Below are 25,847 nucleotides of genomic sequence, written 5' to 3'. Positions count from 1 at the left end.
CCACGCCGCCGGGGGTTCTTGTGTCCGGATCGGCGAAGAACGCGCCATGTGTCGGTGTGTTACATCTATCCCGCCGCGATGGCTGCGGCACCCGGGCCCCGCACGGTCCGGAGCGAGGACTGTGAGGTGGGACGCCGTGCAACTGACCCCGCACGAGCAGGAGAGGCTGCTGATCCACGTGGCCGCCGACGTGGCCGAGAAGCGCAGGGCCCGCGGGGTGAGACTGAACCACCCCGAGGCGGTCGCGCTGATCACGTCGCACCTCCTGGAAGGCGCCCGGGACGGCCGCACCGTGGCCGAGCTGATGTCCTCGGGACGCAAGATCCTCACCCGTGACGACGTCATGGAGGGCATCCCCGAGATGATCCACGACGTCCAGGTCGAGGCGACCTTCCCCGACGGCACCAAGCTCGTCACCGTCCACGACCCGATCGTCTGAACGGGGGAGCGACATCGTGATTCCCGGAGAGATCCGCTTCGCCGACGGCCCCGTCCGCTACAACGAGGGCCGTGAGGTCACCCGCCTGACCGTCCTGAACGCCGCCGACCGGCCCGTCCAGGTCGGCTCCCACTACCACTTCGCCGAGGCCAACCCCGGACTCGACTTCGACCGCGGAGCCGCCCGGGGCAAGCGGCTCAACGTCGCCGCCGGCACCGCCGTGCGCTTCGAACCCGGCATCCCCGTCGCCGTCGAACTCGTGCCGCTCGCCGGCACCCGTACGGTGCACGGGCTGCGCGGCGAGACCGGAGGTGCCCTCGATGCCTGAGATCTCACGGGCCGCTTACGCCGACCTGTTCGGCCCCACCACCGGCGACCGCATCCGGCTCGCCGACACCGACCTGTTCGTCGAGATCGAGGAGGACCGCTCCGGCGGCCCCGGACTCGCCGGCGACGAGGCGGTCTTCGGCGGCGGCAAGGTCATCCGCGAGTCCATGGGCCAGTCGCGCGCCACACGCGCCGACGGCACCCCGGACACGGTCGTCACCGGGGTCGTCGTCATCGACCACTGGGGGATCGTCAAGGCCGACATCGGTATCCGCGACGGCCGGATCGCCGGCATCGGCAAGGCCGGCAACCCGGACACCATGGACGGCGTCCACCCCGATCTGGTCATCGGCCCGGAGACCGAGATCATCGCCGGCAACGGGCGCATCCTGACCGCGGGCGCCATCGACGCGCACGTGCACCTCATCTGCCCGCAGATCGCGGACGAGGCCCTTGCCTCCGGGATCACCACGCTCGTCGGCGGCGGCACCGGTCCCGCGGAGGGCTCCAAGGCGACCACCGTGACCCCCGGTCCCTGGCACCTGGCCCGGATGCTGGAGGCGATGGAGGGATACCCCCTCAACTTCGGTCTGCTCGGCAAGGGCAACACCGTCTCGCACGACGCGATGCTGTCGCAGATCCGCGGCGGCGCCCTGGGCCTGAAGATCCACGAGGACTGGGGGGCGACGCCCGCCGCGATCGACGCCGCCCTCACGGTGGCGGACCGCACCGGCATCCAGGTCGCCATCCACACCGACACGCTCAACGAAGCCGGCTTCGTCGCCGACACCCTCGCCGCGATCGCCGGGCGCGGCATCCACGCCTACCACACCGAGGGTGCGGGCGGCGGGCACGCGCCCGACATCATGTCCGTGGTCTCCGAGTCGTACGTGCTGCCCAGTTCCACCAACCCGACCCGGCCCTACACCGTCAACACCGCCGAGGAACACCTCGACATGCTGATGGTGTGCCACCACCTGAACCCGGCGGTGCCGGAGGACCTGGCCTTCGCCGAGTCCCGCATCCGGCCCTCGACCATCGGCGCCGAGGACATCCTGCACGACCTCGGCGCCATCTCCATCATCTCGTCCGACTCCCAGGCCATGGGCCGGGTCGGCGAGGTGATCATGCGCACCTGGCAGACGGCCCACGTGATGAAGCGCGCCCGGGGCGCGCTGCCCGGGGACGGCGGCGCCGACAACCACCGCGTACGTCGCTATGTCGCCAAATACACCATCAACCCCGCGCTGGCGCAGGGGCTCGCCCGGGAGATCGGCTCGGTCGAGAGCGGCAAGCTCGCCGACCTGGTGCTCTGGGAGCCCGCATTCTTCGGGGTCAAACCGCACCTCGTCATCAAGGGCGGAACGATCGCCTACGCGCAGATGGGCGACGCCAACGCGTCGATCCCGACGCCGCAGCCGATCCTGCCCCGGCCGATGTTCGGGGCCGTCGGGCGGGCCCCGGCGGCGAACTCGTTCAACTTCGTGGCCCCCCTCGCCATCGAGGACGGGCTGCCGGAACGGCTCTCCCTCGGCAAGAGGTTCGTGGCCATCGACTCGACCCGGGGGGTCACCAAGGCCGACATGCGGGAGAACGACGCGCGGCCCGAGGTGCGGATCGACCCCGACAGCTTCGCCGTGCACATCGACGGCGACCTCGTCGAGGCGACTCCGGCGGCCGAACTGCCCATGGCCCAGCGTTACTTCCTCTTCTGATGTCCCGCGCAGCGCTGCTCGTCCTGGCCGACGGCCGCTTCCCGGCCGGCGGGCATGCCCACTCCGGAGGGGCCGAGGCCGCCGTCAAGGACGGGCGGATCACCGGGGCGGCGAGTCTGGAGGACTTCTGCCGGGGCCGGCTCCACACGGCCGGGCTCGTCGCCGCCTCCCTGGCCGCGGCGGCCGCGGCCGGCGCCGATCCGGTGGCACTGGACGCCGCCGCCGACGCCCGGACCCCCTCCCTCGCCCTGCGGGTCGCCGCGCGGCGGCTCGGGCGGCAGCTGATGAGGGCCGCCCGGGCCACCTGGCCCTGCCCCGAACTCGACCAGCTGGCCAAGGAGTTCCCCAAGGGGGCGCACCAGCCGGTCGTGCTCGGCGCGACGGCGCGGGCCGCGGGGCTCGGACCGGGGGACGCCGCGTACTGCGCGGCCTACGAGAGCGTCAGCGGGCCGGCCTCGGCCACGGTCCGGCTGCTCGGCCTCGACCCGTTCGACGCGACCGCCGTACTGGCCCGGCTCGCGCCGGAACTGGACCTCGTCGCGCACCGGGCGGCGAGCGCCGCGCGGCGGGTCCCCGACGAAGGCGTCGAGGTGCTGCCCGCGGCCTCGGCACCCCTGCTGGAGATCGGCGCGGAGGCGCACGCCGCCTGGCCGGTGCGTCTCTTCGCCTCCTGACCCGGCGCCGCCGACCGCCGCGACCACCCTGCCCGGGCGATCGGCACCCCCGCTCGCCCCCACCCCACCCGGTGGAGCCGGACCGCCTCGGCCGGCGCCACCGGGACGACCACCGACACGACCCTCCGGCCGGCCCCACACCGGCGCGACCGTCGTCGCACCGAGCCGACCCGGAAGAAACCGGAGCCCCGTCATGCATCTCGACCACTCCCACACCGGACCCGCCGCGGTCAGCGCCGACGCGCACCGCCCCGACGGCCGGCGCCGTGCCCTGCGCATCGGTCTGGGCGGACCCGTCGGATCGGGCAAGACCGCCACGGTCGCCGCGCTCTGCCGTGCCCTGCGCGACGAGTTGTCGCTCGCCGTCGTCACCAACGACATCTACACCCGCGAGGACGCCGAGTTCCTGTTGCGCGAGGCGGTGCTGCCGCCCGAGCGGATCACCGCCGTGGAGACGGGGGCCTGCCCGCACACCGCGATCCGCGACGACATCTCCGCCAACCTCGAAGCGGTCGAGGACCTGGAGGACGAGGTGGGCCCGCTGGACCTGATCCTCGTCGAGTCGGGCGGCGACAACCTCACGGCGACCTTCTCCCGCGGGCTCGTCGACGCGCAGGTCTTCGTGATCGACGTCGCGGGCGGCGACGACATCCCGCGCAAGGGCGGACCGGGCGTCACCACCGCCGACCTGCTCGTGGTGAACAAGACCGACCTGGCGCCCCACGTCGGGTCCGACCTCGGCCGGATGGCCGCCGACGCCAAGGCCCAGCGGAACGAACTGCCGGTGGTCTTCCAGTCGCTGCGGACCGAGGCCGGGGTCTCGGACGTCGCCGACTGGGTCCGCGGCCGGCTCGCGGCGTGGACGGCATGACCACCCGGGGCGTCCGCGCCACCGCCCGCATCGAGGCCCGGTCCGACGGACGCGGCGGGACGGCCCTGCCGGTGCTCGACGGCGCCGGACCACTCGCGCTGCGCCGCACCCGCAGCGGCGGCACCGAGGCACGGGTGACGCTCGTCGGCGCGATGAGCGGCCCGCTCGGCGGCGACCGCCTCGCCGTCGAGGCGCGGGTGGGCCGGGACGCGCACCTGCGGGTCGGCTCGGCCGCCGCCACCATCGCGCTGCCCGGACAGGCCGGCGGCGAGGCCCGCTACGACGTGCGTCTCGACGTCGCCGAGGGTGGCGAACTGCACTGGCTGCCCGAGCAGTTGATCTCGGCGGGCGGCAGCGAACTCGCCGTCGCCACACGCGTCGACCTCCGGCCCGGCGCCCGGCTGGTGCTGCGCGAGGAACAAGTCCTCGGGCGGGCGGGCGAGGAGCCGGGACGGCTCACCAGCCGGATGACCGTGCGCTACGACGGCCGGACCCTGCTGGACCAGGAAGTGGCGTGCGGACCCGGCGCTCCCGGCGGCTGGGACGGGCCCGCCGTCCTCGCCGGGCGCCGCGCCCTCGGCCAGCTCCTCGTGGTCCGGCCGGAGTTCGAGCGAGAGCCGCCGACCGCACGGCCCTTGGGGGAGTACGCCGCGCTCAGCCCGCTCGCCGGCCCCGCCGCCCTCGTCACCGCGCTCGCCCCCGACGCGCTGCTGCTGCGCCGGGTCATGGACGACGCCCTGGACCGCCTCGTCCGCCGCGGCCACGAGGCGCCGTCTCCCGCGGCCTGAGCGGGGAGCCCGAACCTCACGGAGCGTCAGCAACACCTGGGAACAGTGCCGTTGACGATGACCGCACCGCTCAGCGGAGCAGGGCGCACCGGCTATCGGAATGGTAAAGAACACCGGTCGCACCTGTTCTCAGGGACCTCACAGCCGCAAGGATCCCCGTACCCATCACCACCACGCACGGGGAGGTCCCACGTGAGGTCCAAGAGACCGGCGAAGCGGGCGACGGCGCTCGGTTCGGCCGGAGTGCTCGTCACGGCGACGCTGATAGCCGGAGCCGTGGCGGCCCCGTCGGCCACCGCCGACGAGCGCCACGGCCACCCCCACGGGCAGAGCCGCGAGCAGCGCGGCGCCGCGGTCGCCGCGGAGCGGGCCGCCCGGGCGGGGATCGACTGGACGGACTGCCCGGCGGACTGGGGCCTCGCCAAGCCCATCCAGTGCGGCCGGGTCAGCGTCCCGCTGGACTACGCCCACCCGAACGGCAGGCAGATCAAGCTGGCGGTCGACCGCGTCGGCAGCACCGGGACGCCGCAGGAGCGCCAGGGCGCCCTCGTCTACAACCCCGGCGGCCCCGGCGGCTCCGGCATGCGCTTCCCGGTCCGGGTCACCGGCAAGAACCCGATCTGGGCGAACGTGGCGAAGGCCTACGACTTCGTGGGCTTCGACCCGCGCGGTGTGGGTCACTCCGCGCCCATCTCCTGCATGGACCCCCAGGAGTTCGCCAAGGCGTCCAAGGCGGACCCCGTCCCGGACACCGAGGCGGACAAGCGTGCCCAGCGCAAGCTGGCCGCCGAGTACGCGCAGGGCTGCGCCGAGCGCACCGGCACGGACGTGCTGCGCCAGATGACCACCCCCAACACCGCCCGCGACCTCGACGTCGTCCGGGCCGCGCTCGGCGAGAAGAAGCTCAACTACCTGGGCGTCTCCTACGGCACCTACCTCGGCGCCGTCTACGGCACCCTCTTCCCGGGCCACGTGCGCCGCATGGTCGTCGACAGCGTCGTCGACCCCGCCCGCGACAACATCTGGTACCAGGCCAACCTGAAGCAGGACGTCGCCTTCGAGGCCCGGTGGAAGGACTGGGAGGACTGGGTCGCCGAGAACGACGCCGCCTTCCACCTCGGCACCACCCGTGCCGAGGTCCAAAGCCAGTGGCTGAAGCTGCGCGCCGCGGCGAAGCGGAGTCCGCTGGGGGGCGTCGTCGGCCCGGCCGAGCTGATCTCCTTCTTCCAGAGCGCCCCGTACTACGACTCCGCCTGGGTGCCGATCGCCACGGTGTTCGGCAAGTACGTCGCCGGTGACACCCAGGCACTGGTGGACGCCGCCGCCCCCGACCCCTCCGACACCGCGGGCAACGCCTCGGCGGAGAACGGCAACGCCGTCTACACGGCCGTCGAGTGCACCGACGCCCGGTGGCCGACCAGTTGGCGCCGGTGGGACCGGGACAACTCCCGGCTGCACCGGGACAACCCGTTCATGACGTGGGCCAACGCCTGGATGAACCTGCCGTGCGCCACCTGGCCGGTCCGGCAGCAGACCCCGGTGGACGTGAAGACGGGCCGGGGGCTGCCGGCCGTCCTGATCGTGCAGTCCACGAACGACGCCGCCACACCGTACGAGGGCGCCGTCGCACTGCACCGGCGTTTCGCGGGGTCCCGTCTCGTCACCGAGAAGGGCGCCGGCTCGCACGGTGTGACCGGGCTGCTCAACCCGTGCGTCAACGGGCGGGTGGACGCCTATCTGCTGACCGGCAGGACCGACGCGGCCGACGTGACGTGCGCACCGCACGCCACCCCGCGGCCGTAGCACCCGTCGGAGGGAGGGGGCGGCCGGTCCACCGGCCGCCCCCTCCCTCGCGGGGCGGCCGTCCGGGAGGTCAGGAGGACGGCGTGCGGCGGAACGTACGCCGGGACTCCGCCTTCTGCGCCTCCGCCTTCACGGCCTCCTCCTTCTTGACGTCGGCCGCGTACCGGTCGACGTACTCCTGTCCGGAGAGGCTCAGCACGGCGTACATGATCTCGTCCGTGATGGCCCGCAGGACGGTCTTCTCGTTCTCCATCCCGGCGTAGCGGGAGAAGTCCAGCGGCTCACCGAACCGGATCGCCACCGGTCGCACGCGCGGCAGCTTGCGGCCGGGCGGCTGCGCCTCGAACGTGCCGATCATCGCGCAGGGGACGACCGGCACCTGGGCCCGCAGCGCCATCACCGCGACGCCGACCTTGCCCTTGTAGAGGCGTCCGTCGTGCGAGCGGGTGCCCTCCGGGTAGATGCCCAGCAGCTCGTCCTTCGCGAGGACGCCGAGCCCCTCGCGGATCGCCGCCTGTCCGGCCTCCTTGCCGGAGCGGTCGACCGGGATCTGCCCGGCGCTGCGGAAGAACGCCGCCGTCAGCCGGCCCTTGATCCCCGGCCCGGTGAAGTACTCGGCCTTCGCGAGGAAGGTGATCCGGCGCTTGAGGATCGCCGGCATCAGGAAGTGGTCCGAGAAGGACAGGTGGTTGCCGGCCACGATGGCCGCGCCCGACGACGGTACGTGCTCGAGACCCTCGATCCGCGGCCGGAACACCAGTCGCAACAGCGGACCCAGAAGCACGTACTTGAGCACGTAATAGAACACTGGAGCGCTCCTCATTTCCCCGGGGGAGCGATCAGTGTAGGCGCGGCCGTCGCCGGGCGTAACCGTCCGGGCGTCACTCTCTGTGGCCTTCCGGCCGGAATCAGACCCCTCGGGCCAGGACCTTCTCCAGGGCCCCGAGAGCCGACCCCAGTTCCTCCTCCGTGATCGTGAGCGGCGGCGCCAGCCGGATCGTCGAGCCGTGCGTGTCCTTGACGAGGACGCCCTCGGCCATCAGCGCCTGGCTGATCTGCCGGCCCGTCCCGATGGCGGGGTCGATGTCGACTCCCGCCCAGAGCCCGCGCGAGCGGAAGCCGACCACCCCGCGGCCGGTCAGCGGCGCCAGGCCCTCCCGCAGCAGCACGCCCAGGGCGGCGGCGCGGCGCTGGTAGGTCCCGGTCCTCAGCAGGCCGACGACCGCGGAGCCGACGGCGGCGGCGAGCGGGTTGCCGCCGAACGTGGAGCCGTGTTCACCCGGACGCAGTACCTCCATGACCTCCCGGCGCCCGACGACGGCCGAGACGGGCACGATGCCGCCGCCCAGCGCCTTGCCGAGCAGCAGCAGGTCGGGCACGACGGACTCGTGGTCCACCGCCAGGGTGGCCCCGGTGCGGCCGAGACCGGACTGGATCTCGTCCGCGACGAACAGGCAGCCGGTCCGCCGGGTCAGCTCGCGCACCCCGGTGAGGTAGCCGTCGTCCGGGATGACGACGCCCGCCTCGCCCTGGATCGGTTCGAGCAGCACGGCGGCCGTGGTCGCGTCGATCGCCGCCTCCAGCGCGGCCAGGTCGTTGTACGGCACGACGCGGAAGCCGGGCGTGAAGGGGCCGAAACCGGCGCGTGCGGTGTCGTCGGTGGAGAAGCCGACGATCGTGGTGGTGCGGCCGTGGAAGTTCTCCGCCGCCACCACGACGGTCGCCCGGCCGCTCTCCACGCCCTTCACCTCGTAGGCCCACTTGCGGGCCACCTTGATGGCGCTCTCCACGGCCTCCGCGCCGGTGTTCATCGGCAGGACCATGTCCAGGCCGGTCAGCTCGGCGAGCGACTCGGCGAACCCGGCCAGCTGGTCGTTGTGGAAGGCGCGGGAGGTCAGGGTGAGCCGGTCGAGCTGCCGGTGCGCCGCCTCGACGAGCACGGGGTTGCGGTGGCCGAAGTTGAGGGCGGAGTAGCCGGCCAGCATGTCGAGGTAGCGGCGGCCCTCGACGTCCTCCACCCAGGAGCCCTCGGCGCGTGCGACGACCACGGGCAGCGGGTGGTAGTTGTGCGCGAGGACCGGCTCCTCGGCGCGGATCAGTTCGGCGGAGCCGCGCGTCGCTGCGGCGGACGTGCGCGGACGGGCGGGAGCGGTCATGAACGGATCTCCTGAGTGCAGCACTTGATGCCGCCGCCGGCCTTCTGGAACTCGGAGAGGTCGACGGGGACGGGGACGTATCCGTGCCGGGCGAGCCGGTCGGCGAGGGCTTCGGCGCGCGGTGCGATGAAGACGTGGCGGCCGTCGGACACGGAGTTGAGGCCGAAGGCGAACGCGTCCTCGCGGGTCGCGAGGACCGCGTCGGGGAAGAGCCGGGCCAGCACCTCGCGGCTGCCCGGCGAGAACGCCTCCGGGTAGTAGGCGATGTTCTCGTCGTCCAGCACGAACAGCGCGGTGTCGAGGTGGTAGAAGCGCGGGTCCGTCAGGCGCAGGGTGATCACCGGGACGCCGAAGAACTCCTGGACCTCGCGGTGCGCCGCGGGCGTCGTACGGAAGCCGGTGCCCGCCAGAACGTAGCGGCGCGTCGGGACGAGGTCGCCCTCGCCCTCGCAGACGGCCTCGGGCCGGTACACGTCGAACCCGGCCGTCTTGAACCAGGTGTCGTACGCGGTGGACTCGGGGCGCCGCTCCGGCGCGTGGAAGTACGAGCCGAAGACCCGGCCCGCGATGACCAGCGCGGAGTTCGCGGCGAAGACCATGTCGGGCAGGCCGGGCACCGGCTCGACGGAGTCGACCACGTGACCGTGCGCGCGGTAGGCGCCGATCAGCGCCCTCCACTGGTCCTGCGCGAGATCCACGTCCACGGGGGTGTCGGGATGCATCCAGGGGTTGATCGCGTACTGCACGGCGAAGTGTCTGGGTTCGCAGACGAGAAAGCGCCGGGGGCGCGGCACACGGCTGTCGGGCACAGAGGGGTCCCTCCGCTTCCTGCGGTGTCGGCTGGGTGGATACCTCAACGGTAGGAAACGGGAGATACGGGCGACAAGCGATGAGAGCTGCGCGTATACGCACCATCGCTGCGTGATCGACTGGGTCAGCGCACGTTTCCTGCGTCGTCCGGGGCGGCCTGGGTCGCCCCCGCCTCCGGTGCCTCGGGCAGCAGATGGGACAGCACCATGTAGCTGATCGTCTTCCGGATGAACGGTTCCACCCGAATGCGCTCCAGCACCTCCTCGAAGTGCTCGACGTCCACCGCGCGCACGTGCAGCAGCGCGTCCGCGCCCCCCGTCACCGTCATCGCCGCGGTGATCTCCGGATGGTTGCGCACCACCTCCGCGAGCCGGCGCGGCGGGGCGGCCCCCTCGCAGTACACCTCCACGTACGCCTCCGTGCGCCAGCCCAGCGCCGCCGGTTTCACCGTGGCCGTGAACCCGGTGATCACGCCCGTCTCGCGCAACCGGTCGACACGGCGCTTGACCGCCGTGGCGGACAGCCCGATCGCCGCGCCGATCTCCGCGAAGCTCGTCCGGGCGTTCGCCATCAGAGCCGTGATGATCTTGCGGTCGAGCTCGTCGAACATCGCGGGCTTGCTGTTCATGGCGGCACTGTATCCAGCGGAGGCCGGGCCGCGGCCGGGCGCGACGGCCGTGTCCGACGCATGTCCAGCCGCGCGAAACGCTCTTACACTCCACTCTCATGCTGCGCGCGCTCGCCGTCGACGACGAACAACCCTCCCTGGAGGAGCTCCTGTACCTGCTGAACGCCGATCCCCGGATCGGCAGCGCCGAGGGAGCCGGCGACGCGACCGAGGCGCTGCGCCGGATCAACCGCGCCCTGGAATCCGGCCCCGGCGGTCCGGAGGCGATCGACGTGGTCTTCCTCGACATCCACATGCCCGGGCTGGACGGACTCGACCTGGCCCGGCTGCTCGGCGGGTTCGCCCGGCCGCCGCTCGTGGTGTTCGTGACGGCCCACGAGGGCTTCGCCGTCCAGGCCTTCGACCTGAAGGCCGTCGACTACGTCCTCAAGCCCGTCCGGCGCGAACGGCTGGCCGAGGCGATCCGCCGCGCGGCCCGCCTGCGCGACACCACCCCGCTGATCCCCGTCCACGAGCCCGACCCGGACCACATCGGCGTCGAACTCGGCGGCGTCACCCGCTTCGTGGCGGTCGAGGACATCACCCACGTCGAGGCCCACGGCGACTACGCGCGGCTGCACACCGCCCAGGGCAGCCACCTGGTCCGCATCCCGCTGTCCACCCTGGAGGAGCGCTGGCGCCCGCGCGGCTTCGTCCGCATCCACCGCCGCCACCTCGTCGCGCTCCGCCACATAGCCGAACTCCGCCTGGACGCCGGCACCGTGAGCGTCCTCGTCGACTCCGTCGAGCTCCAGGTCAGCCGCCGCCACGCCCGGCAGCTGCGCGACCTGCTGCTGCGCCGGACCACGAGCTGAGGAGGACGGCGTGCCCCAGGACCCAGCCGAACGCCGGGTGGTCGTCACCGGAGCGCCCCGGCGCGCCCGCCGGACCTCCGGCTACTACCGGCCGCGGACCGAGATCGACGAGCAGACCACGCTGGGCCACACCTACGTACGCTCCCTGATGCGCAGCCAACTCCGCGTGGGCCTCGCGGTGTTCCTCGTCCTGGTGCTCCTCGTCGCCCCGTTGCCGCTGGTCTTCGCCGCACTCCCGGACCGCGCGGGAACCGCATGGGCGGTCCTCGGATTCGGCGTCTACCCGCCCCTGGTGCTCCTCGCCCGTTGGTACGTCCGCCGGGCCGAGCGCAACGAGCGGGACTTCGTGCGGCTCGTCGAGGACCGCTGACCGGCGTGAACCAGAACTACGCCGTGCCCGCCGTCGCCCTCGTCGTCCTCGCCACCGTGCTGGTCGGCGCGTTCGGGCTGCGCGTCTCCCGGACCACCTCCGACTTCTACGTGGCCTCCCGCACCGTCGGGCCCCGGCTCAACGCCGCCGCGATCAGCGGCGAGTACCTCTCCGCCGCCTCCTTCCTCGGCATCGCGGGACTCGTCCTCGTCCAGGGACCCGACATGCTCTGGTACCCGGTCGGCTACACCGCGGGCTACCTCGTGCTGCTCCTGTTCGTCGCCGCCCCGCTGCGCCGCTCCGGCGCCTATACCCTGCCCGACTTCGCCGAGGCGCGGCTGGGCTCCCCGGCGGTACGGCGGCTGGCGGGCGCCTTCGTCGTCGGCGTCGGCTGGCTCTACCTGCTGCCCCAGCTCCAGGGCGCGGGACTCACCCTGGCCGTCATGACCGACGCGCCCGACTGGTTCGGCGGGGTCCTCGTCGCCGCCGTCGTGGTCGCCACCGTCGCCGCGGGCGGCATGCGCAGCATCACCTTCGTCCAGGCGTTCCAGTACTGGCTCAAGCTCACCGCCCTGCTCGTCCCGGCCCTCTTCCTCGTCCTCGCCTGGCAGGCGGACGGCGCCCCCCGCCACGCCTTCGACGAACCGGCCTCCTTCCGCGAGCGGCGGCTCGTCCGGATCGACGACACCCTCGACCTGACACTGGCCCGCCCGCTCACCATTACCGCGACGGGCACCGTCGACGGCCGCCGCCACCAGGGCGAGCGCCTCGACCTCCCGGCCGGCACCCACCGGGTCGAGCGCGGCACCCGGCTGACCTTCGACCCGGGGGACCCGGTCCCCGCGGCCGGGCGCGGCAGCGACGGCGGCGTGTCGACGCCGCTCGCGGCCGGACGCGAGGAACGCCCGCTGTACGCGACCTACGGACTCATCCTCGCCACCTTCCTCGGCACCATGGGCCTGCCGCACGTCGTCGTCCGCTTCTACACCAGCCCGCACGGCGTCGCCGCCCGCCGGACCACCGTCGCCGTGCTGGGCCTCGTCGGCGCGTTCTACCTGCTCCCGCCCCTCTACGGGGCCCTCGGCCGGCTCTACACCCCCGAACTGAGCCTCACCGGCGACGCGGACGCCGCCGTCCTGCTGCTGCCCGACCGGATGATCGGCGGAGCCGGCGGGCACCTGCTGGGCGCACTCGTCGCCGGCGGGGCCTTCGCCGCCTTCCTGTCCACGGCCTCCGGCCTGACCATGGCGGTGGCCGGCGTGCTCGCCCAGGACGTGCTGCCCGCCCGCGGCGTCCGGCACTTCCGCCTCGGCACCGTCCTCGCGATGGCCGTACCCCTGGCGGCCTCCGTCCTGGTCGGCGGGCTCCCCGTCGCCGACGCCGTCGGCCTGGCGTTCGCGGTCTCGGCGTCCTCCTTCTGCCCGCTGCTCGTCCTCGGCATCTGGTGGCGCCGGCTCACCCCGCCCGGCGCCGCCGCCGGGATGCTCCTCGGCGGCGGCGCCGCCCTCGTCGCGGTCGCCGCCACGATGGCCGGTTATCCGCGTACCGGCGCGCTGCGCGCCCTGCTCGCCTGGCCGGCCCTCTGGTCCGTGCCGCTCGGCTTCGTCACCATGACGGTGGTGTCGCTGGCCACCGCCACCCGCGTGCCGGCCGGGACGGCCGCGATCTTGGCCCGCTTCCACCTCCCCGAGGAGCTCACCGAGGCGGCGGGCCGGTGAGCGGATTCCTGGCCGGTCTCTGCGTCGCCGTCCTGCCGCTCCTCGCGGCCGGGTACTGGCTCGGCAGACGCACCGCGCGGCCGCAGCACCTCGGGGGCCTCGGCACCCCCGTCGAACACGCCACCTTCCAGACGCTGCACACCGCCTCGCTCGCCGCGCCCCCGCTGCGTGCCGGGCTCACCGAGGAGACGGCCCGCCGCTCCGCCCGCCGGCTGCGCACCCTGCTCGGCACCGACGCGCTCTGCCTGACCGACCCCGAGACCGTGCTCGCCTGGGACGGCGTCGGCGCGCACCACCGCGACGAGATCATGGAGCGCCTCGCCGGACCGCTGGACACCGGCCGCGGCGCGGCCTTCCGGCTGGCCTGCGAGGAGCCCGCCTGCACCCTGCGCTGGGCCGTCGTCGCCCCGCTCACCGTGGAGGACCGCGTGCACGGAGCCCTCGTGGCCTGCGCGCCCCGGGAGTCGGCGGTCCTGGTGCGTGCCGTCGGCGAGGTCGCGCGCTGGGTCTCCGTCCAACTGGAGCTGGCCGATCTCGACCGGTCCAGGACCCGGCTGATCGAGGCCGAGATCAGGGCCCTGCGCGCCCAGATATCACCGCACTTCATCTTCAACTCGCTCGCCGTGATCGCCTCGTTCGTCCGCACGGACCCCGAGCGCGCCCGCGACCTCCTCCTGGAGTTCGCCGACTTCACCCGCTACTCGTTCCGCCGGCACGGCGACTTCACCACCCTCGCCGACGAACTGCACGCCATCGACCACTACCTGGCCCTGGTCCGGGCCCGCTTCGGCGAGCGGCTGTCGGTCACCCTGCAGATCGCCCCCGAGGTGCTGCCGGTGGCGCTGCCCTTCCTCTGTCTCCAGCCGCTGGTGGAGAACGCGGTCAAGCACGGCCTGGAGGGCAAGACGGACAAGAGCCACATCGGCATCACCGCCCAGGACGCCGGGGCCGAGGCGCTCGTCGTCATCGAGGACAACGGCGTGGGCATGGACCCCGGGCGGCTGCGCCGCATCCTGTCGGGAGAGGTCGGGCCGTCGGCCGGCATCGGCCTGTCCAACGTCGACGAACGGCTGCGGCAGGTCTACGGCGACGACCACGGGCTGGTCATCGAGACGGCCGCGGGCGCCGGCATGAGGATCACCGTCCGGCTGCCGAAGTACCAGCCGGGCGTGCACTCCGCGGCGCGCCGCCCGCGGGCGTGACCGGCTCGGTGACACGGCCTCGCCCCGGGGCCGGTGGCCGTGCCCCGGCGCCGGGCGCTCTCAGGCGTGCGAGACGACCATCCCCAGGGTGATCAGACCGAGCACGACCCAGCCGAACCACAGCCAGCCGTTGCTGCCCAGCGCCACCGTGTAGGCCGTCACCATGACGAGCCCGCCCACGGTGAGCGCTCCCATCGTCTTCGTCGTACCGGGCATCGGGACACCCTCCTCCCGGCGGGGCCGCGGCGCGGGCCGACGCCTTCGGGCCCATTTTCACCCGGACGGACGCGGTTCGCCAGGGGCGGGCGCCGGTCCCGTCCGGTCCGCCTCAGCGGCTGCGGGCCTGGAGCGAGGCGAGATAGGCGTTGTACGCCTCCAGCTCCTTGTCGCCGTCCCGGTCCGCCGCCCGGTCCTGGCGCTTGGCCTGCCGCTGCTCGGAGCCGTACCACTGGAAGAGCAGGGCGAGCAGCACCAGGACGGACGGGACCTCGCTGAACGCCCAGGCGATACCGCCGGCGGCGGTCTGATCGGCGAGCGCCTCGATGCCGAGGGAGGCGGGCGGATGCTCGTACGTCGCGATCATCGGCTGCGAGGCCATCATCAGCGCGATGCCGAAGAACGCGTGGAAGGGCATCCCCGCGAACAGCTCCAGCATCCGCATCAGGTACCCGGGGCGGTGCGGTCCGGGGTCCACCCCCATGATCGGCCAGAAGAACACCAGGCCGACGGCGAGGAAGTGGCACATCATCGCGATGTGACCGGTCTTGGACTCCATCAGGAAATCGAAGATCGGGGTGAAGTACAGGCCGTACAGGCTCGCGATGAACAGCGGGATGGTGAAGGCCGAGTGCGTGACGATCCGCAGATAGCGGCTGTGCAGCAGCATCAGCAGCAGCTCGCGCGGTCCCTTGCTCCCTCGCCGGGCAGCCACCGGCAGCGCCCGGAGCGCCAGCGTGATCGGTGCGCCCAGCAGGATCAGGATCGGCGACAGCATGCTGATCACCATGTGCTGCACCATGTGCACGCTGAACATGACCATGCCGTAGTCGTTGAGCCCGGTGCACATCACGAGCAGGACGGTCAGCACGCCGACGACGAAGGACACCGTCCGGCCCCACGGCCAGGCGTCGCCCCGCCGTGTGAGCCGCAGCACACCCCAGCCGTACAGCCCGAGCCCGAGCAGGCAGGCGACGAGGAAGAAGGGGTCCGCGGACCACGCGAGTCCTCGTCCCAGCGTGAACGGCGGCAGGTCCATGGTCATGCCGTGCCCGCTGTGATCCATCCACCGGCTCCTGATTCTGGGCTGCCTCCCGGGCCTTTTGGGGCACTGGGGAGGGTTGTGCGCGCTCTGTCCGCACCAGACTAGAACCGCCCCCGGTCGCACCGGCGACCGGGGGCGGTTCTCGGCGCGAACGGGTCAGAGCACGCACTCCGCCTCGGCGTAGCGCTCGTCCGGAACGGTCTTCAGGGTCTCGACCGCCTCCGCGAGCGAGACCATCACGATGTCGGTCCCGCGCAGCGCGGTCATGTTCCCGAACTCGCCGCGGTGCACGGCCTCCACCGCGTGCCAGCCGAACCGGGTCGCGAGCACGCGGTCGTAGGCGGTGGGCGTGCCGCCGCGCTGCACGTGTCCGAGGATCACCGGGCGGGCCTCCTTGCCGAGCCGCTCCTCCAGTTCGATGGAGAGCTGCCGGGCGATGCCCGCGAAGCGTTCGTGGCCGTAGACGTCCCTGCCGCCCTCGTCGTACTCCATGGAGCCGGCCCGGGGCTTGGCGCCCTCGGCGGCGACGACGATGGCGAAGCGCTTCCCGGCCTCGAACCGCTCGCCGACCTTCGCGGCCAGCTCCTCGATGTCGAACGGGCGCTCCGGCACGACGATGGCGTGGGCGCCCGCCGCCATCCCGGAGTGCAGCGCGATCCAGCCGGTGTGACGGCCCATGACCTCCACGATCAGCACCCGCTGGTGCGACTCGGCGGTGGTCTTCAGCCGGTCGAGGGCCTCGGTCGCGACGCCGACGGCGGTGTCGAAGCCGAAGGTCACGTCGGTGACGGCGATGTCGTTGTCGATGGTCTTCGGCACGCCGACGATCGGCAGGCCGGCGTCCGACAGCAGGCGGGCCGCCTTGAGCGTGCCCTCGCCGCCGATCGGGATGACGGCGTCGAGCCCGAGCTCCGCGACGTGGCCGCGGGCCCGTTCCACGCCGTCACGCAGGTGTGCGGGCTGGACCCGGGAGGAGCCCAGCATGGTGCCGCCGCGAGCGAGGATGCCGCTCACCGCGTCGAGGTCGAGCTTGAGGTAGTCGCACTCCAGCAGTCCCTTCCAGCCGTCGCGGAAGCCGATCACCTCGTCGCCGTGGTCGACGACGGCGCGGTGTACGACGGACCGGATGACGGCGTTCAGGCCGGGGCAGTCGCCGCCGGACGTGAGGACACCAATGCGCATAGCCCGAAATACCTTCTCGACGTGGGCCGGGTCCGGACCACGTTGTCCGGCAGGATCCCCGCCACCCTACCGGCGGGAGGGGGCCGGGCAGCACCGTGCGTCCGCCAGCTGGACGCACCCGCTCACCTGTGCGGACGAGGTGTCAGACGGGCCCCCGGCGGCGCGCACCTCCGCCGTCCCCCGTGAACGCCGAGAGGAACCGTTCCGGCAGGGACGGTTCCTCTCGGCCGGCCCGCCGCAGGGCGGGCCGGGGCACTAGGCGGCGGGCTGGGTGGCCGCCGCGATGCGCTCGGTGCGCAGCGCCTCGTACCAGTGGTCGTCGATCGGCGGCAGCGCGTTGACGTCGAGCGCCAGCTTCAGCAGCAGATCGGCGATCAGCGGGTTGCGTGCCAGCACGGGCCCGTGCATGTACGTGCCGAACACGGTGTCGTTGTACGCGCCCTCCGTGCCGTCGCCCGTGCCGTTGCCCTTGCCGAGCCGCACGTTCGCGAACGGGCGGGCGGTGGGGCCGAGGTGGGTGACGCCCTGGTGGTTCTCGAAGCCCGTCAGCTGCGGCAGCCCGAGACGGGGGTCGATGTCCGCCAGCACGTCGCCGACGCAGCGCTCGCCCTCACCGCGGGTGGAGACGACGTCGAGCAGACCGAGGCCCGGCTCGCGCTCGCCGAGGTCGTTGATGAACTCGTGCCCGAGGATCTGGTACCCGGCGCACACCGAGAACACGATCGCGCCGTTGCCCACCGCCCGGTGCAGGCCGCCGTCACGGCGCAGCCGCTCGGCCGCGAGCCGCTGCGGCCGGTCCTCACCGCCGCCGATCAGGTAGATGTCGCCCGAGGTGGGGATCGGCTGGTCGCTGCGCACGTCGAGACGGGCCACGTCGAGACCGCGCTGGCGGGCGCGGCGCTCCACGACGAGGGCGTTGCCCTGGTCGCCGTAGGTGCTCAGCAGGTCCGGGTAGATCCACACCAGACGCAGGCTGTTGTCGCTCATTCTCTTCGTCCTCCGTGGCTCAGTTGCCGACACGACGCCTCAAGTCCTGGAAAGCGGTGTAGTTCGCGATGACCTCGATGCGCCCGGGCGGTGCCATCTGCACGGCCTGATCGAGGTTCTCGCACACCTGGAACTGCTGGTTCGCGACTTCGAGGCGGACGGCGAGGTCCAGCTTCCGGTCGCCGAGGACGAAGATGGGGTGCCCGGTCAGCCGGGTGTAGTCCACGTCCCACAGCCAGGAGGTGTCGGTGCCGTCGGCGCCGCGCGCGTTCACCGACAGGATCACCGGGGTCGGCCGCGGGTCGATCAGGGAGAACGTCTCCAGCCAGCCCGCCGGGTTCTTGGCGAGCAGCAGGCGCAGGTCCCGCTGCATGAACTGCACCACGTCGTAGCGTCCGGCGACGGCCTGCACCTGGTACATGCGCTCCAGGGCGACCTGTGGCGGGACCCCGAAGACGGCGGCGACGGCGGCCGAGGAGGCGGCGTTCGCCTTGTTGGCGCGGCCCGGCAGCTGGAGGTGGATCGGCCAGGCGGAGCCGTGCGGGTCGAGCACGTGGTCCCCGGACAGGGCCCAGGTCGGCGTCGGCCGGCGGAAACCGCAGTCCCCGCAGAACCAGTCGTCGCCGGGCCGCTGCATCACGCCGCCGCAGGACGGACAGGACCAGGCGTCGTCCTTCCACATCTGACCGGCCGCCACCCACAGGACGTTCGGCGAGGAGGACGCGGCCCACACGACCAGCGGGTCGTCCGCGTTGGCGACCACGACGGACTTGGAGCCGGCGAGGCCCTCGCGCCAGTGCTCGGCCATCATCCGGGTCTCGGCCGCCCGGTCGAGCTGGTCGCGCGAGAGGTTCAGCAGCGCGATGCACTTCGGGTCGGTGTCCCGGGCCACCCCGGAGAGGTACTTCTCGTCGACCTCGATGACCGCGAACTTGGCCTCCGATCCGCCGGCGAGCGCCGAGGTGATGCCCGCGGGCATGTTGGCGCCCAGTGCGTTGGACACCACCGGTCCGGCGGCGCGCAGCGCCTCCGCGATCAGCCGGGTCGTCGTGGTCTTGCCGTTGGTCGCCGACACCAGGATCACGTCCAGGTGCGTGGCGAGCCGCGCCAGCAGGTCGGGGTCCAGTTTGAGAGCGACCCGGCCGCCGATCACCGATCCGCTGCCGCGTCCGGCGGCCCGCGAGACGGCCGCGGCCGCCTTGCCCGCCGTCACGGCCAGCTTGGCCCGCGGCGACAGCGGGTCCGAGTTGCCTGACATCGTTTGTCGATCCTCCTTGCGTACGCGCCGCGCCCCTGCCCCCGGCACCGTGTGGGCCTCAGCCTATCGAGATCCACTCACGTGCCCGAATCGCGGCACCACCTGGGTGCCCGCGCGACATGCGCGCGCCTCACAGGACCGTACCCTTGCCGCCATGCGACAAGGCTCCATCCCGGGCACCCGCGGGCGCGTCCGGCCCCTCACCCTGCTCGGCGACCCCGTGCTGCGCACGGCATGTGCGGAGGTCGACGCCTTCGGGCCCCAACTCGCGGCACTCGTCGAGGACATGTTCGCGACGATGTACGCGGCCCAGGGCGTCGGCCTCGCCGCGAACCAGATCGGCGTCGGCCTCAGGGTCTTCGTATACGACTGCCCGGACGACGATGATGTCCGCCATGTCGGACATGTCGTGAACCCGCGGCTCGTCGCGGCGGACGGTGTGGTGCTGCGCGGCCCCGAGGGCTGCCTCTCGCTGCCGGGGCTGGAGGCCGCCACCGAGCGCTTCGACCGGGCCGTCGTCGAGGGCAGGGACGCCGCCGGGCGGCCCGTGACGGTCGAGGGCACCGGCTGGTTCGCCCGCTGCCTCCAGCACGAGTGCGATCACCTCGACGGCCTCGTCTACGCCGACCGGCTGGCCGGCCGGCGCAGGAAGCGGCTCCTGCGCCAGGTGGGCCGGGCCCCCTGGAGCGGGCGGGGGAGCGGGTGAGGCGGGGTCAGAAGCCCGGGCCGCCCGCACGGTCGCCCGCCGCCGCGAGCCGGCCCCACAGCAGGTCGGCCAGACTGCGCACCAGCTCGGCGCGCTCGCAGGGCCGTTCGCCCAGCCACCAGTCGCCCGCCGCGTGCATCATGCCGACGATGCCGTGCCCCCAGACGCGGGCCAGCTGCTGACTGCCCGGGCCGAGGTCCACGCGCTCCTCGATGACCTCGGCCAGTTCCTCGCCCATGCGGCGCAGTACGGGCGCCGAGTACTTGCCGACGTCGAACCCGGGGTCGCCCACGGGCCCGCCCTCGGACGGATGCATCAGGAAGCGGTACACCTGGGGGCGCGCCTCGATGGCCGCCAGGTAGGTGTCCAGCGTCGCCTCCACGCGCTCGCGGCGGGCGGCCGGGGCGTCCAGCGCCGCCCGCAGGGCGCCCAGCAGGGCGTCGGTGTGCCGCATGGCCAGCGCGGCGTAGAGGCCGCCCTTGTCCCCGAAGTGGCGGTACAGGATGGGCTTGGTGATGCCGGCCTCGGCGGCGATGGCGTTCATGGAGGCGCCCGGGCCGTCGCGGAGCACCACCCGGTCCGCGGCCTCCAGCAGCTCGCGCCGGCGGCGGTCGGTGGACCGCTGCTGGTCGGTCCGCTGTGTGGTGTCCATGTGCTCTCCCCACCCGTGGTGATTCGGTGACGCCTGCGCAAAGTAACACTGTCCCGTACCCGGGGATCGAACGGGCTGCCGAGCGCGAGGCGGGAGTTGACTTTTCCTACTGGGCGGTAACAGACTCCAGTTACCGCAAGTAACATTCAGGGCAGCGCTGGAGGGGACATGGCCGAGTTCACCATGGAGCTCAACGACGAACAGAAGGAGGTCCGGGACTGGCTGCACGGCTTCGCCGCCGATGTCGTCCGCCCCGCGGCCGCCGAATGGGACGAGCGTGAGGAGACTCCCTGGCCGGTCATCCAGGAGGCCGCGAAGGTCGGCATCTACTCCCTGGACTTCTACGCCCAGCAGTACTTCGACCCCACCGGCCTCGGCATCCCCATGGCCATGGAGGAACTCTTCTGGGGGGACGCCGGCATCGCGCTGTCCATCGTCGGCACCGGCCTCGCCGCCGTGGGCGTCCTCGCCAACGGGACCGAGGAGCAGATCGGCACCTGGATTCCCCAGATGTACGGTGACGCCAACGATGTCAAGGTCGCCGCCTTCTGCTCCTCGGAGCCCGACGCGGGGTCCGACGTCGCCTCGCTGCGCACCCGCGCCGTCTACGACCAGGCCAAGGACGAGTGGGTCCTGAACGGCACGAAGACCTGGGCGACCAACGGCGGCATCGCCAACGTCCACGTCGTCGTCGCCGCAGTCGACCCCGACCTCGGCTCCAAGGGGCACGCCTCCTTCATCGTGCCGCCCGGCACCCCCGGTCTCTCCCAGGGCCAGAAGTTCAAGAAGCACGGCATCCGCGCCTCCCACACCGCCGAGGTCGTCCTGGAGGACGTGCGCGTCCCCGGCTCCTGCCTGCTCGGCGGCAAGGACAGGCTCGACGAGCGGCTCGCCCGCTCGCGGGAGCGGGCCAAGGCGGGCGGCGAGCGGGTGAAGAACGCCGCGATGGCCACCTTCGAGGCCAGCCGTCCCGCCGTCGGCGCGATGGCCGTCGGCACCGCCCGCGCCGCCTACGAGGTCGCCCTCGACTACGCGAGGACGCGGGAGCAGTTCGGCCGCCCGATCATCGACAACCAGGGCGTCGCCTTCCAGCTCGCCGACATGCGCACCTCGATCGACGCGGCGCGGCTTCTGGTGTGGCGGGCCTCCTGGATGGCGGTCAACGGCAAGCCGTTCACGGCGGCCGAGGGATCGATGTCGAAGCTGTTCGCCAGCGAGACGGCGAAGAAGGTCACCGGCCAGGCCATCCAGATCCTCGGCGGCAACGGCTACACCCGGGAGTACCCGGTGGAGCGCATGCACCGGGACGCGGCCATCTACACGATCTTCGAAGGCACCAGCGAGATCCAGCGCCTGGTGATCGCCCGGACGCTGGCCGGGATGCCGATTCGCTAGAGCCGTGACCGGAGGTTCGCCGGACGGCTCGCGGCGTCCGGTGCGGTGCATCGCACGGCGGAGCGTCGCCCGCGTACGGGGATGTACTCGGGTGATGCGGCGACGCGGCGAGGTGCCGTGCCGGACGCCGGGAGCCGGTGAACCCTTCCGGTCACGGCCCCGGGGCGCCCCGGACGGAGCGGACCCGGGCCGGGCACGCGGGCGGGACGGGCCGCCGGTCAGCCGCCGGCCGGCCCGCTGCTGTGCGCGATGCAGGCGACGTCGATGCGGTCGGCCAGCTTGGCCAGCTCGATGGTCAGAGCGGCCACCGTGTCCTCGTCCAGCCCGTCCTGCCCGGCCTCCACCAGATGCAGCCACCGGCCGCCCACCGTGCGCAGCAGCTTGCTGACGTCGGCGGCCGCCACCTGCAACGTGCCGCGGTCGTCGACGATCAGGGGGAGGGTCACTTCGCGGTTCACACAGGCGATCGTAGCTGCGGAACGCTCACGCTCCGTGCCATACGGTGGTGATGTTGCAGAACTCGCGGATTCCGTGCCCCGACAGCTCCCGTCCGTAGCCGGACCGCTTCTCCCCGCCGAAGGGGAACGCCGGGTGCGAGGCCGTCATCCCGTTGAAGAAGACGCCGCCCGCCTCGATGTCCCGAACGAAGCGCTCCGTCTCCGCCTCGTCCCGCGTCCACACGTTCGAGCTCAGCCCGAACGGGGTGTCGTTGGCGAGGGCGATCGCCTCGTCGAGGTCGGCGGCGCGGTACAGCGTGGCGACCGGCCCGAAGGTCTCCTCCTGGTGGACGCGCATCGCGGGAGTGATGTCCGCGAGGACGGTCGGCGCGTAGTACCAGCCGTCGGCGAGACCCGCGGGACGTTCGCCGCCGCACAGCACCGTCGCGCCGTTCTCCACGGCGTCGTCGACGAGTTCCTCCAGATCGGCGCGGCCCTGCTCGGTGGAGAGCGGCCCCACCTCCGTGTCCTCGTCGAGCGGGTCCCCGACGGTGAGCGCCCGCATGCCCGCGGCGAAGTGCTCCGCGAAGGCGTCGAAGACGTCGGTGTGCACGATGAACCGCTTCGCGGCGATGCAGGACTGCCCGTTGTTCTGCACCCGGGCGGTCACGGCGGTCCGCGCCGCGCTCTCCACGTCCGCCGACGGCATCACGACGTACGGGTCGCTGCCGCCCAGTTCCAGCACCGTCTTCTTCACCTCGTCGCCCGCGACCGCGGCGACCGCCCGGCCCGCGGGTTCGCTGCCGGTGAGCGTGGCGGCCTTCACTCGCGGGTCGCGCAGCACGTCCTCGACGGCTCCCGAGCCGATCAGCAGGGTCTGGAAGCAGCCCTCGGGGAAGCCGGCGCGACGGAACAGCTCCTCCAGGTACAGGGCCGTCTGCGGCACGTTCGAGGCGTGCTTGAGCAGGCCCACGTTGCCCGCCATCAGCGCGGGCGCGGCGAAGCGGACCACCTGCCACAGCGGGAAGTTCCACGGCATCACGGCGAGCACCGGTCCGATCGGCCGGTAGCGCACCAGGACACGGGAGGCGCCCGAGTCCTTCGCGTCCGCCGGGTCCGGGTGCTCGTCGGCGAGCAGGCCCTCGGCGCGGTCGGCGTACCAGTGCATCGCCTTGGCGCACTTGGCCGCCTCCGCGCGGGCCTGCCGGACCGGCTTGCCCATCTCGACCGTCATCACCCGGCCGATCTCGTCCCGGTCCTGCTCCAGGAGCTCGGCGGCACGGTGCATCAGCCGGGCGCGTTCGGCGAAGGACGTCGTGCGGTACGTGCGGTAGGTGTCCTCGGCGACGGCGAGCCTGCGTTCGATCTCCTCGGCGCCGAGGGCGTCGTACGTCTTGAGCGTCTCGCCGTTCGCCGGATTCACCGTTGCGATGGCCATGGGCCGACCTCCTGGGAGCGTGCTGTTCCCCGACCCTCCCGCGCGGCGGGGTGCGGCGCAACGCGGGGGGCGGCTGGGCGAGCCGGCGCGTCTGTCCGAACGCCGGCTCTCAGCCCGAGTGCTCCGTGAGCCGGTCGAGAAACGTCGTCTGGGCGGACACGATCAGCGGCCGGGCCCGGTCCGGGGTCATCCACTCCACCCGGTCCAGCTCGGGGAACTCCTGCCGCCGCCCCGACCTCGGCGGCCACTCCATCGTGAAGGTGCCGGGGACGGCGGCCGCCGGGTCGAGGTCCGCCTCGATCCCCCAGGCCGTCACGATCTTGCCGTTCGCCTGGGTGACCTCACCCAGCGTGACGGGCTCGCCGTCGGGCGGCGGCAGCCCCAGCTCCTCGCGGAACTCGCGGCGCGCCGCGTCCCAGGCGGTCTCATCCGGCTCGTACTCGCCCTTGGGGACCGTCCAGGCACCCGCGTCGCGCCGGGCGAAGAAGGGGCCGCCCATATGGCCGAGCAGGACCTCCAGCCCGTGCCCGGAGCGCCGGAACAGCAGCAGGCCGGCGCTGCGCGCGGTCCGTCCGGAGCGCCGCGCGCTCACCGCCCGACCTCCGGGTGGGCGGCGAGCAGCGCGTCCACGGTGTCGGCCTCGGCCGGCCGTTTGTCCTCGCGGTAGCGGACCACGCGCGCGAAGCGCAGGGTGACGCCCGCGGGGTAGCGGGTGGAGCGCTGGAGACCGTCGTAGGCGATCTCCACGACCAGTTCCGGCCGCACCGTGACCACGTGGCCGTCGTCCCCGGTCGCCAGTTCCCGGAGCCGTTCGGTCTGCCAGCCGAGCATGGCGTCGGTCATGCCCTTGAACGTCTTGCCGAGCATGGCGAAGGCGCCGTCCGGCGTCCGGGCGCCCAGATGCAGGTTGGAGAGCTTGCCGGTACGCCGGCCGTGTCCCCACTCGGCCGCCAGCACCACCAGGTCGAGCGTGTGCACGGGCTTGACCTTCAGCCAGGCGGATCCCCGCCGTCCCGCGCCGTAGACGGCGTCCAGCGCCTTCACCACGACGCCCTCGTGGCCGCGGGCCAGCGTGTCGGCGAGGAACCGCTCGGCGCCCGCGGCGTCCTCCACGCCCGCCACCAGCGTCCCGCGGACCCGCATGGGCTCCGGGACCAGCCGGGCCAGCGCCGCGTGCCGCTCGGTGAACGGCAGGTCCAGCAGCTCCCGCCCGTCCACCGAGAGCGCGTCGAAGAAGACGGGGGAGACGGGCACCGTCCGGGCGGCCGCCGCCACGTCCACCCGCGAGCCGACCCGCCCGGCCGTCTCCTGGAAGGAGCGGGGCCGGCCCTGCCCGTCGAGCGCGATCACCTCGCCGTCCAGGATGAACCGCTCGCCCGGCAACTTCCGCGCCGCGGCCGTCAGCTCGGGGAGCCGGTCGGTGATGTCGTCGAGGGTGCGGGTGTACACGCGCACCTCCGGGCCGTCGCGGTGCACCTGCACCCGGATGCCGTCGAGCTTCTCCTCGACGGCGCAGGCGCCGAGTCTGCCGACCGCCTCGGACACCGACGCGGCGCTGTGCGCCAGCATCGGGAGCACGGGGCGGCCGACCGTGAGCCGGAAGCCGGACAGCGCCTCCGGGCCCTCGGCGAGCAGGCTCCGCGCCACCGTCTGGAGCGAGCCGGCGAGCATCACCGCCCGCCGCACGTCCGCGGCGGGCGCTCCGGTCGCCCCGGCGAGCCCTTCCACCGCGATCGCGTCGAGGGCGCCCTGGCGCACCTCGCCGGTGAGCAGGCCGAGCAGGAACCGCTGCTCGTCCTCGGTGGCCGCGCCCATCAACGCGCGCACCAGCCGGGCCCGTTCGGCCTGAGAACCGGTGCCGGACACCGCGCCCAGCGCGGTGAGCCGGGCATCCACCTCGCGCACGGTGAGGGTGGGGCCGGCCGCCGGGGGCACCCGGTCGCCGAGCACCTTCCAGCCGACACCGAGCCGGCCCTGCGGCAGCCGGCCCGCCAGATACGGGATCACGATCGGCACGTCCTCCGGCTCGGTCTCCCGGAACAGCTCCGCGAGCAGCGCGGTCTTGCGGGACCGCGCCGAGGTGGCGGCGACCTCCCGCGACACGTGGGCGAGCCGGCTGAGCAGCATGCAGCCATGGTGCAACGCCGAGGCCGTGTCCACACCCGTACGGCGGCGC

At 73.0% G+C, this 25,847-nt stretch carries 27 protein-coding genes; 13 read left to right on the top strand and 14 right to left on the bottom strand.

All coding sequences use genetic code 11. The features are described from left to right. Positions 1-136 precede the first annotated feature (136 nt). The 7 genes from ACGFS9_RS05140 to ACGFS9_RS05110 all read left to right on the top strand — a co-directional run bounded on the left by ACGFS9_RS05140 (position 137) and on the right by ACGFS9_RS05110 (position 6,617). Entirely contained in the window at positions 137-439 is a 303-nt protein-coding gene (locus ACGFS9_RS05140) for an urease subunit gamma (protein ID WP_393250943.1), read from the top strand. Positions 440-455: 16 nt separating this feature from the next. Continuing rightward, positions 456-767 (top strand): urease subunit beta, encoded by a 312-nt coding sequence (locus ACGFS9_RS05135; protein ID WP_393250942.1) that lies wholly within the window; start codon positions 456-458, stop codon positions 765-767. Then, on the top strand, positions 760-2,481 hold the full coding sequence (locus tag ACGFS9_RS05130) for an urease subunit alpha (protein ID WP_393250941.1): 1,722 nt from the start codon (positions 760-762) through the stop codon (positions 2,479-2,481). The genes ACGFS9_RS05135 and ACGFS9_RS05130 overlap by 8 nt, the downstream gene beginning before the upstream one ends. Beyond that, a complete protein-coding gene (locus ACGFS9_RS05125; RefSeq protein WP_393250940.1) occupies positions 2,481-3,155 on the top strand; it encodes an urease accessory protein UreF in 675 nt (224 codons plus the stop codon). The genes ACGFS9_RS05130 and ACGFS9_RS05125 overlap by 1 nt, the downstream gene beginning before the upstream one ends. A gap of 193 nt (positions 3,156-3,348) precedes the next feature. Further along, positions 3,349-4,026, top strand: coding sequence for an urease accessory protein UreG (gene ureG, locus ACGFS9_RS05120; RefSeq protein ID WP_393250939.1), 678 nt, complete (start codon positions 3,349-3,351; stop codon positions 4,024-4,026). Then, positions 4,023-4,814, top strand: coding sequence for an urease accessory protein UreD (locus ACGFS9_RS05115; RefSeq protein WP_393250938.1), 792 nt, complete (start codon positions 4,023-4,025; stop codon positions 4,812-4,814). The genes ureG and ACGFS9_RS05115 overlap by 4 nt, the downstream gene beginning before the upstream one ends. Before the next feature lie 192 nt (positions 4,815-5,006). Continuing rightward, positions 5,007-6,617, top strand: coding sequence for an alpha/beta hydrolase (locus ACGFS9_RS05110; protein WP_393250937.1), 1,611 nt, complete (start codon positions 5,007-5,009; stop codon positions 6,615-6,617). A gap of 70 nt (positions 6,618-6,687) precedes the next feature. Here the strand turns inward: ACGFS9_RS05110 and ACGFS9_RS05105 are convergent, their stop codons facing one another. The 4 genes from ACGFS9_RS05105 to ACGFS9_RS05090 form a co-directional block, all read right to left on the bottom strand. Next, a complete protein-coding gene (locus tag ACGFS9_RS05105; RefSeq protein ID WP_393250936.1) occupies positions 6,688-7,425 on the bottom strand; it encodes a lysophospholipid acyltransferase family protein in 738 nt (245 codons plus the stop codon). Positions 7,426-7,525: 100 nt separating this feature from the next. Continuing rightward, entirely contained in the window at positions 7,526-8,773 is a 1,248-nt protein-coding gene (rocD, locus tag ACGFS9_RS05100) for an ornithine--oxo-acid transaminase (protein ID WP_393250935.1), read from the bottom strand. Beyond that, entirely contained in the window at positions 8,770-9,582 is an 813-nt protein-coding gene (gene ddaH, locus ACGFS9_RS05095; RefSeq protein WP_393250934.1) for a dimethylargininase, read from the bottom strand. Before ddaH ends, rocD begins: the two co-directional genes overlap by 4 nt. Positions 9,583-9,707: 125 nt before the next feature. Further along, entirely contained in the window at positions 9,708-10,211 is a 504-nt protein-coding gene (locus ACGFS9_RS05090) for an Lrp/AsnC family transcriptional regulator (RefSeq protein WP_103550629.1), read from the bottom strand. A 98-nt stretch (positions 10,212-10,309) separates the two neighbouring features. Here ACGFS9_RS05090 and ACGFS9_RS05085 point away from each other — a divergent pair, with 98 nt between their 5' ends. Genes ACGFS9_RS05085 through ACGFS9_RS05070 form a run of 4 tightly spaced genes read left to right on the top strand, consistent with a single transcriptional unit; the run spans position 10,310 to position 14,355 of the window. Further along, positions 10,310-11,065, top strand: coding sequence for a LytR/AlgR family response regulator transcription factor (locus tag ACGFS9_RS05085; protein WP_393250933.1), 756 nt, complete (start codon positions 10,310-10,312; stop codon positions 11,063-11,065). Between the two features lie 10 nt (positions 11,066-11,075). Further along, a complete protein-coding gene (locus tag ACGFS9_RS05080) occupies positions 11,076-11,435 on the top strand; it encodes a hypothetical protein (RefSeq protein WP_393250932.1) in 360 nt (119 codons plus the stop codon). Positions 11,436-11,440: 5 nt separating this feature from the next. Next, complete coding sequence (locus ACGFS9_RS05075) at positions 11,441-13,153, top strand: cation acetate symporter (protein WP_393250931.1); 1,713 nt, start codon at positions 11,441-11,443, stop codon at positions 13,151-13,153. Next, positions 13,150-14,355, top strand: coding sequence for a sensor histidine kinase (locus ACGFS9_RS05070; protein WP_393250930.1), 1,206 nt, complete (start codon positions 13,150-13,152; stop codon positions 14,353-14,355). Before ACGFS9_RS05075 ends, ACGFS9_RS05070 begins: the two co-directional genes overlap by 4 nt. A gap of 60 nt (positions 14,356-14,415) precedes the next feature. Here ACGFS9_RS05070 and ACGFS9_RS05065 read toward each other — a convergent pair whose 3' ends face one another. The 5 genes from ACGFS9_RS05065 to ACGFS9_RS05045 form a co-directional block, all read right to left on the bottom strand. Then, the gene (locus tag ACGFS9_RS05065; protein ID WP_366704990.1) at positions 14,416-14,571 is read right to left on the bottom strand and encodes a hypothetical protein; all 156 of its coding nucleotides are present in this window, start codon (positions 14,569-14,571) and stop codon (positions 14,416-14,418) included. Positions 14,572-14,683: 112 nt separating this feature from the next. Next, entirely contained in the window at positions 14,684-15,637 is a 954-nt protein-coding gene (locus ACGFS9_RS05060) for a cytochrome c oxidase assembly protein (protein WP_393250929.1), read from the bottom strand. Positions 15,638-15,772: 135 nt separating this feature from the next. Further along, the gene (locus ACGFS9_RS05055) at positions 15,773-16,798 is read right to left on the bottom strand and encodes a 6-phosphofructokinase (RefSeq protein ID WP_393250928.1); all 1,026 of its coding nucleotides are present in this window, start codon (positions 16,796-16,798) and stop codon (positions 15,773-15,775) included. 255 nt (positions 16,799-17,053) lie between these two features. Further along, positions 17,054-17,785, bottom strand: a complete 732-nt coding sequence (locus ACGFS9_RS05050) for a type 1 glutamine amidotransferase (protein WP_393250927.1) — start codon at positions 17,783-17,785, stop codon at positions 17,054-17,056. Between the two features lie 19 nt (positions 17,786-17,804). Further along, positions 17,805-19,043 (bottom strand): MurT ligase domain-containing protein, encoded by a 1,239-nt coding sequence (locus ACGFS9_RS05045; RefSeq protein ID WP_393250926.1) that lies wholly within the window; start codon positions 19,041-19,043, stop codon positions 17,805-17,807. 154 nt (positions 19,044-19,197) lie between these two features. Between ACGFS9_RS05045 and def the strand changes: the two genes are divergently transcribed. Then, on the top strand, positions 19,198-19,749 hold the full coding sequence (def, locus tag ACGFS9_RS05040; RefSeq protein ID WP_393250925.1) for a peptide deformylase: 552 nt from the start codon (positions 19,198-19,200) through the stop codon (positions 19,747-19,749). A 7-nt stretch (positions 19,750-19,756) separates the two neighbouring features. Here the strand turns inward: def and ACGFS9_RS05035 are convergent, their stop codons facing one another. Then, entirely contained in the window at positions 19,757-20,401 is a 645-nt protein-coding gene (locus tag ACGFS9_RS05035) for a TetR family transcriptional regulator (RefSeq protein WP_393250924.1), read from the bottom strand. A 168-nt stretch (positions 20,402-20,569) separates the two neighbouring features. Between ACGFS9_RS05035 and ACGFS9_RS05030 the strand changes: the two genes are divergently transcribed. Beyond that, on the top strand, positions 20,570-21,796 hold the full coding sequence (locus ACGFS9_RS05030) for an acyl-CoA dehydrogenase family protein (protein WP_393250923.1): 1,227 nt from the start codon (positions 20,570-20,572) through the stop codon (positions 21,794-21,796). 218 nt (positions 21,797-22,014) lie between these two features. Here the strand turns inward: ACGFS9_RS05030 and ACGFS9_RS05025 are convergent, their stop codons facing one another. The 4 genes from ACGFS9_RS05025 to ACGFS9_RS05010 all read right to left on the bottom strand — a co-directional run bounded on the left by ACGFS9_RS05025 (position 22,015) and on the right by ACGFS9_RS05010 (position 25,798). Then, complete coding sequence (locus tag ACGFS9_RS05025) at positions 22,015-22,254, bottom strand: DUF6213 family protein (RefSeq protein ID WP_393250922.1); 240 nt, start codon at positions 22,252-22,254, stop codon at positions 22,015-22,017. A gap of 25 nt (positions 22,255-22,279) precedes the next feature. After that, positions 22,280-23,671, bottom strand: a complete 1,392-nt coding sequence (locus tag ACGFS9_RS05020) for an NADP-dependent succinic semialdehyde dehydrogenase (RefSeq protein ID WP_393250921.1) — start codon at positions 23,669-23,671, stop codon at positions 22,280-22,282. A gap of 109 nt (positions 23,672-23,780) precedes the next feature. Next, a complete protein-coding gene (locus ACGFS9_RS05015; RefSeq protein ID WP_393250920.1) occupies positions 23,781-24,263 on the bottom strand; it encodes an NUDIX domain-containing protein in 483 nt (160 codons plus the stop codon). Next, positions 24,260-25,798 (bottom strand): ATP-dependent DNA ligase, encoded by a 1,539-nt coding sequence (locus ACGFS9_RS05010; RefSeq protein ID WP_393250919.1) that lies wholly within the window; start codon positions 25,796-25,798, stop codon positions 24,260-24,262. The genes ACGFS9_RS05015 and ACGFS9_RS05010 overlap by 4 nt, the downstream gene beginning before the upstream one ends. Between the last annotated feature and the right edge of the window lie 49 nt (positions 25,799-25,847).

It is taken from the genome of Streptomyces sp. NPDC048566, assembly GCF_043199735.1.
Taxonomy (GTDB): domain Bacteria; phylum Actinomycetota; class Actinomycetes; order Streptomycetales; family Streptomycetaceae; genus Streptomyces.
Note: the sequence above shows the minus strand (reverse complement) of the source record. Positions and strands in the feature narration are given on the sequence as shown.

Bases quoted from the DNA above. Each gene is read 5' to 3' on its own strand.
- ACGFS9_RS05130 (WP_393250941.1), top strand. From the start codon at position 760: ATGCCTGAGATCTCACGGGCCGCTTACGCCGACCTGTTCGGCCCCACC.
- ACGFS9_RS05125 (WP_393250940.1), top strand. From the start codon at position 2,481: ATGTCCCGCGCAGCGCTGCTCGTCCTGGCCGACGGCCGCTTCCCGGCC.
- ureG (WP_393250939.1), top strand. From the start codon at position 3,349: ATGCATCTCGACCACTCCCACACCGGACCCGCCGCGGTCAGCGCCGAC.
- ACGFS9_RS05115 (WP_393250938.1), top strand. From the start codon at position 4,023: ATGACCACCCGGGGCGTCCGCGCCACCGCCCGCATCGAGGCCCGGTCC.
- rocD (WP_393250935.1), bottom strand. From the start codon at position 8,773: ATGACCGCTCCCGCCCGTCCGCGCACGTCCGCCGCAGCGACGCGCGGC.
- ACGFS9_RS05090 (WP_103550629.1), bottom strand. From the start codon at position 10,211: ATGAACAGCAAGCCCGCGATGTTCGACGAGCTCGACCGCAAGATCATC.
- ACGFS9_RS05085 (WP_393250933.1), top strand. From the start codon at position 10,310: ATGCTGCGCGCGCTCGCCGTCGACGACGAACAACCCTCCCTGGAGGAG.
- ACGFS9_RS05065 (WP_366704990.1), bottom strand. From the start codon at position 14,571: ATGCCCGGTACGACGAAGACGATGGGAGCGCTCACCGTGGGCGGGCTC.
- ACGFS9_RS05060 (WP_393250929.1), bottom strand. From the start codon at position 15,637: ATGGATCACAGCGGGCACGGCATGACCATGGACCTGCCGCCGTTCACG.
- ACGFS9_RS05055 (WP_393250928.1), bottom strand. From the start codon at position 16,798: ATGCGCATTGGTGTCCTCACGTCCGGCGGCGACTGCCCCGGCCTGAAC.
- ACGFS9_RS05050 (WP_393250927.1), bottom strand. From the start codon at position 17,785: ATGAGCGACAACAGCCTGCGTCTGGTGTGGATCTACCCGGACCTGCTG.
- ACGFS9_RS05045 (WP_393250926.1), bottom strand. From the start codon at position 19,043: ATGTCAGGCAACTCGGACCCGCTGTCGCCGCGGGCCAAGCTGGCCGTG.
- def (WP_393250925.1), top strand. From the start codon at position 19,198: ATGCGACAAGGCTCCATCCCGGGCACCCGCGGGCGCGTCCGGCCCCTC.
- ACGFS9_RS05035 (WP_393250924.1), bottom strand. From the start codon at position 20,401: ATGGACACCACACAGCGGACCGACCAGCAGCGGTCCACCGACCGCCGC.
- ACGFS9_RS05030 (WP_393250923.1), top strand. From the start codon at position 20,570: ATGGCCGAGTTCACCATGGAGCTCAACGACGAACAGAAGGAGGTCCGG.
- ACGFS9_RS05020 (WP_393250921.1), bottom strand. From the start codon at position 23,671: ATGGCCATCGCAACGGTGAATCCGGCGAACGGCGAGACGCTCAAGACG.
- ACGFS9_RS05010 (WP_393250919.1), bottom strand. From the start codon at position 25,798: ATGCTGCTCAGCCGGCTCGCCCACGTGTCGCGGGAGGTCGCCGCCACC.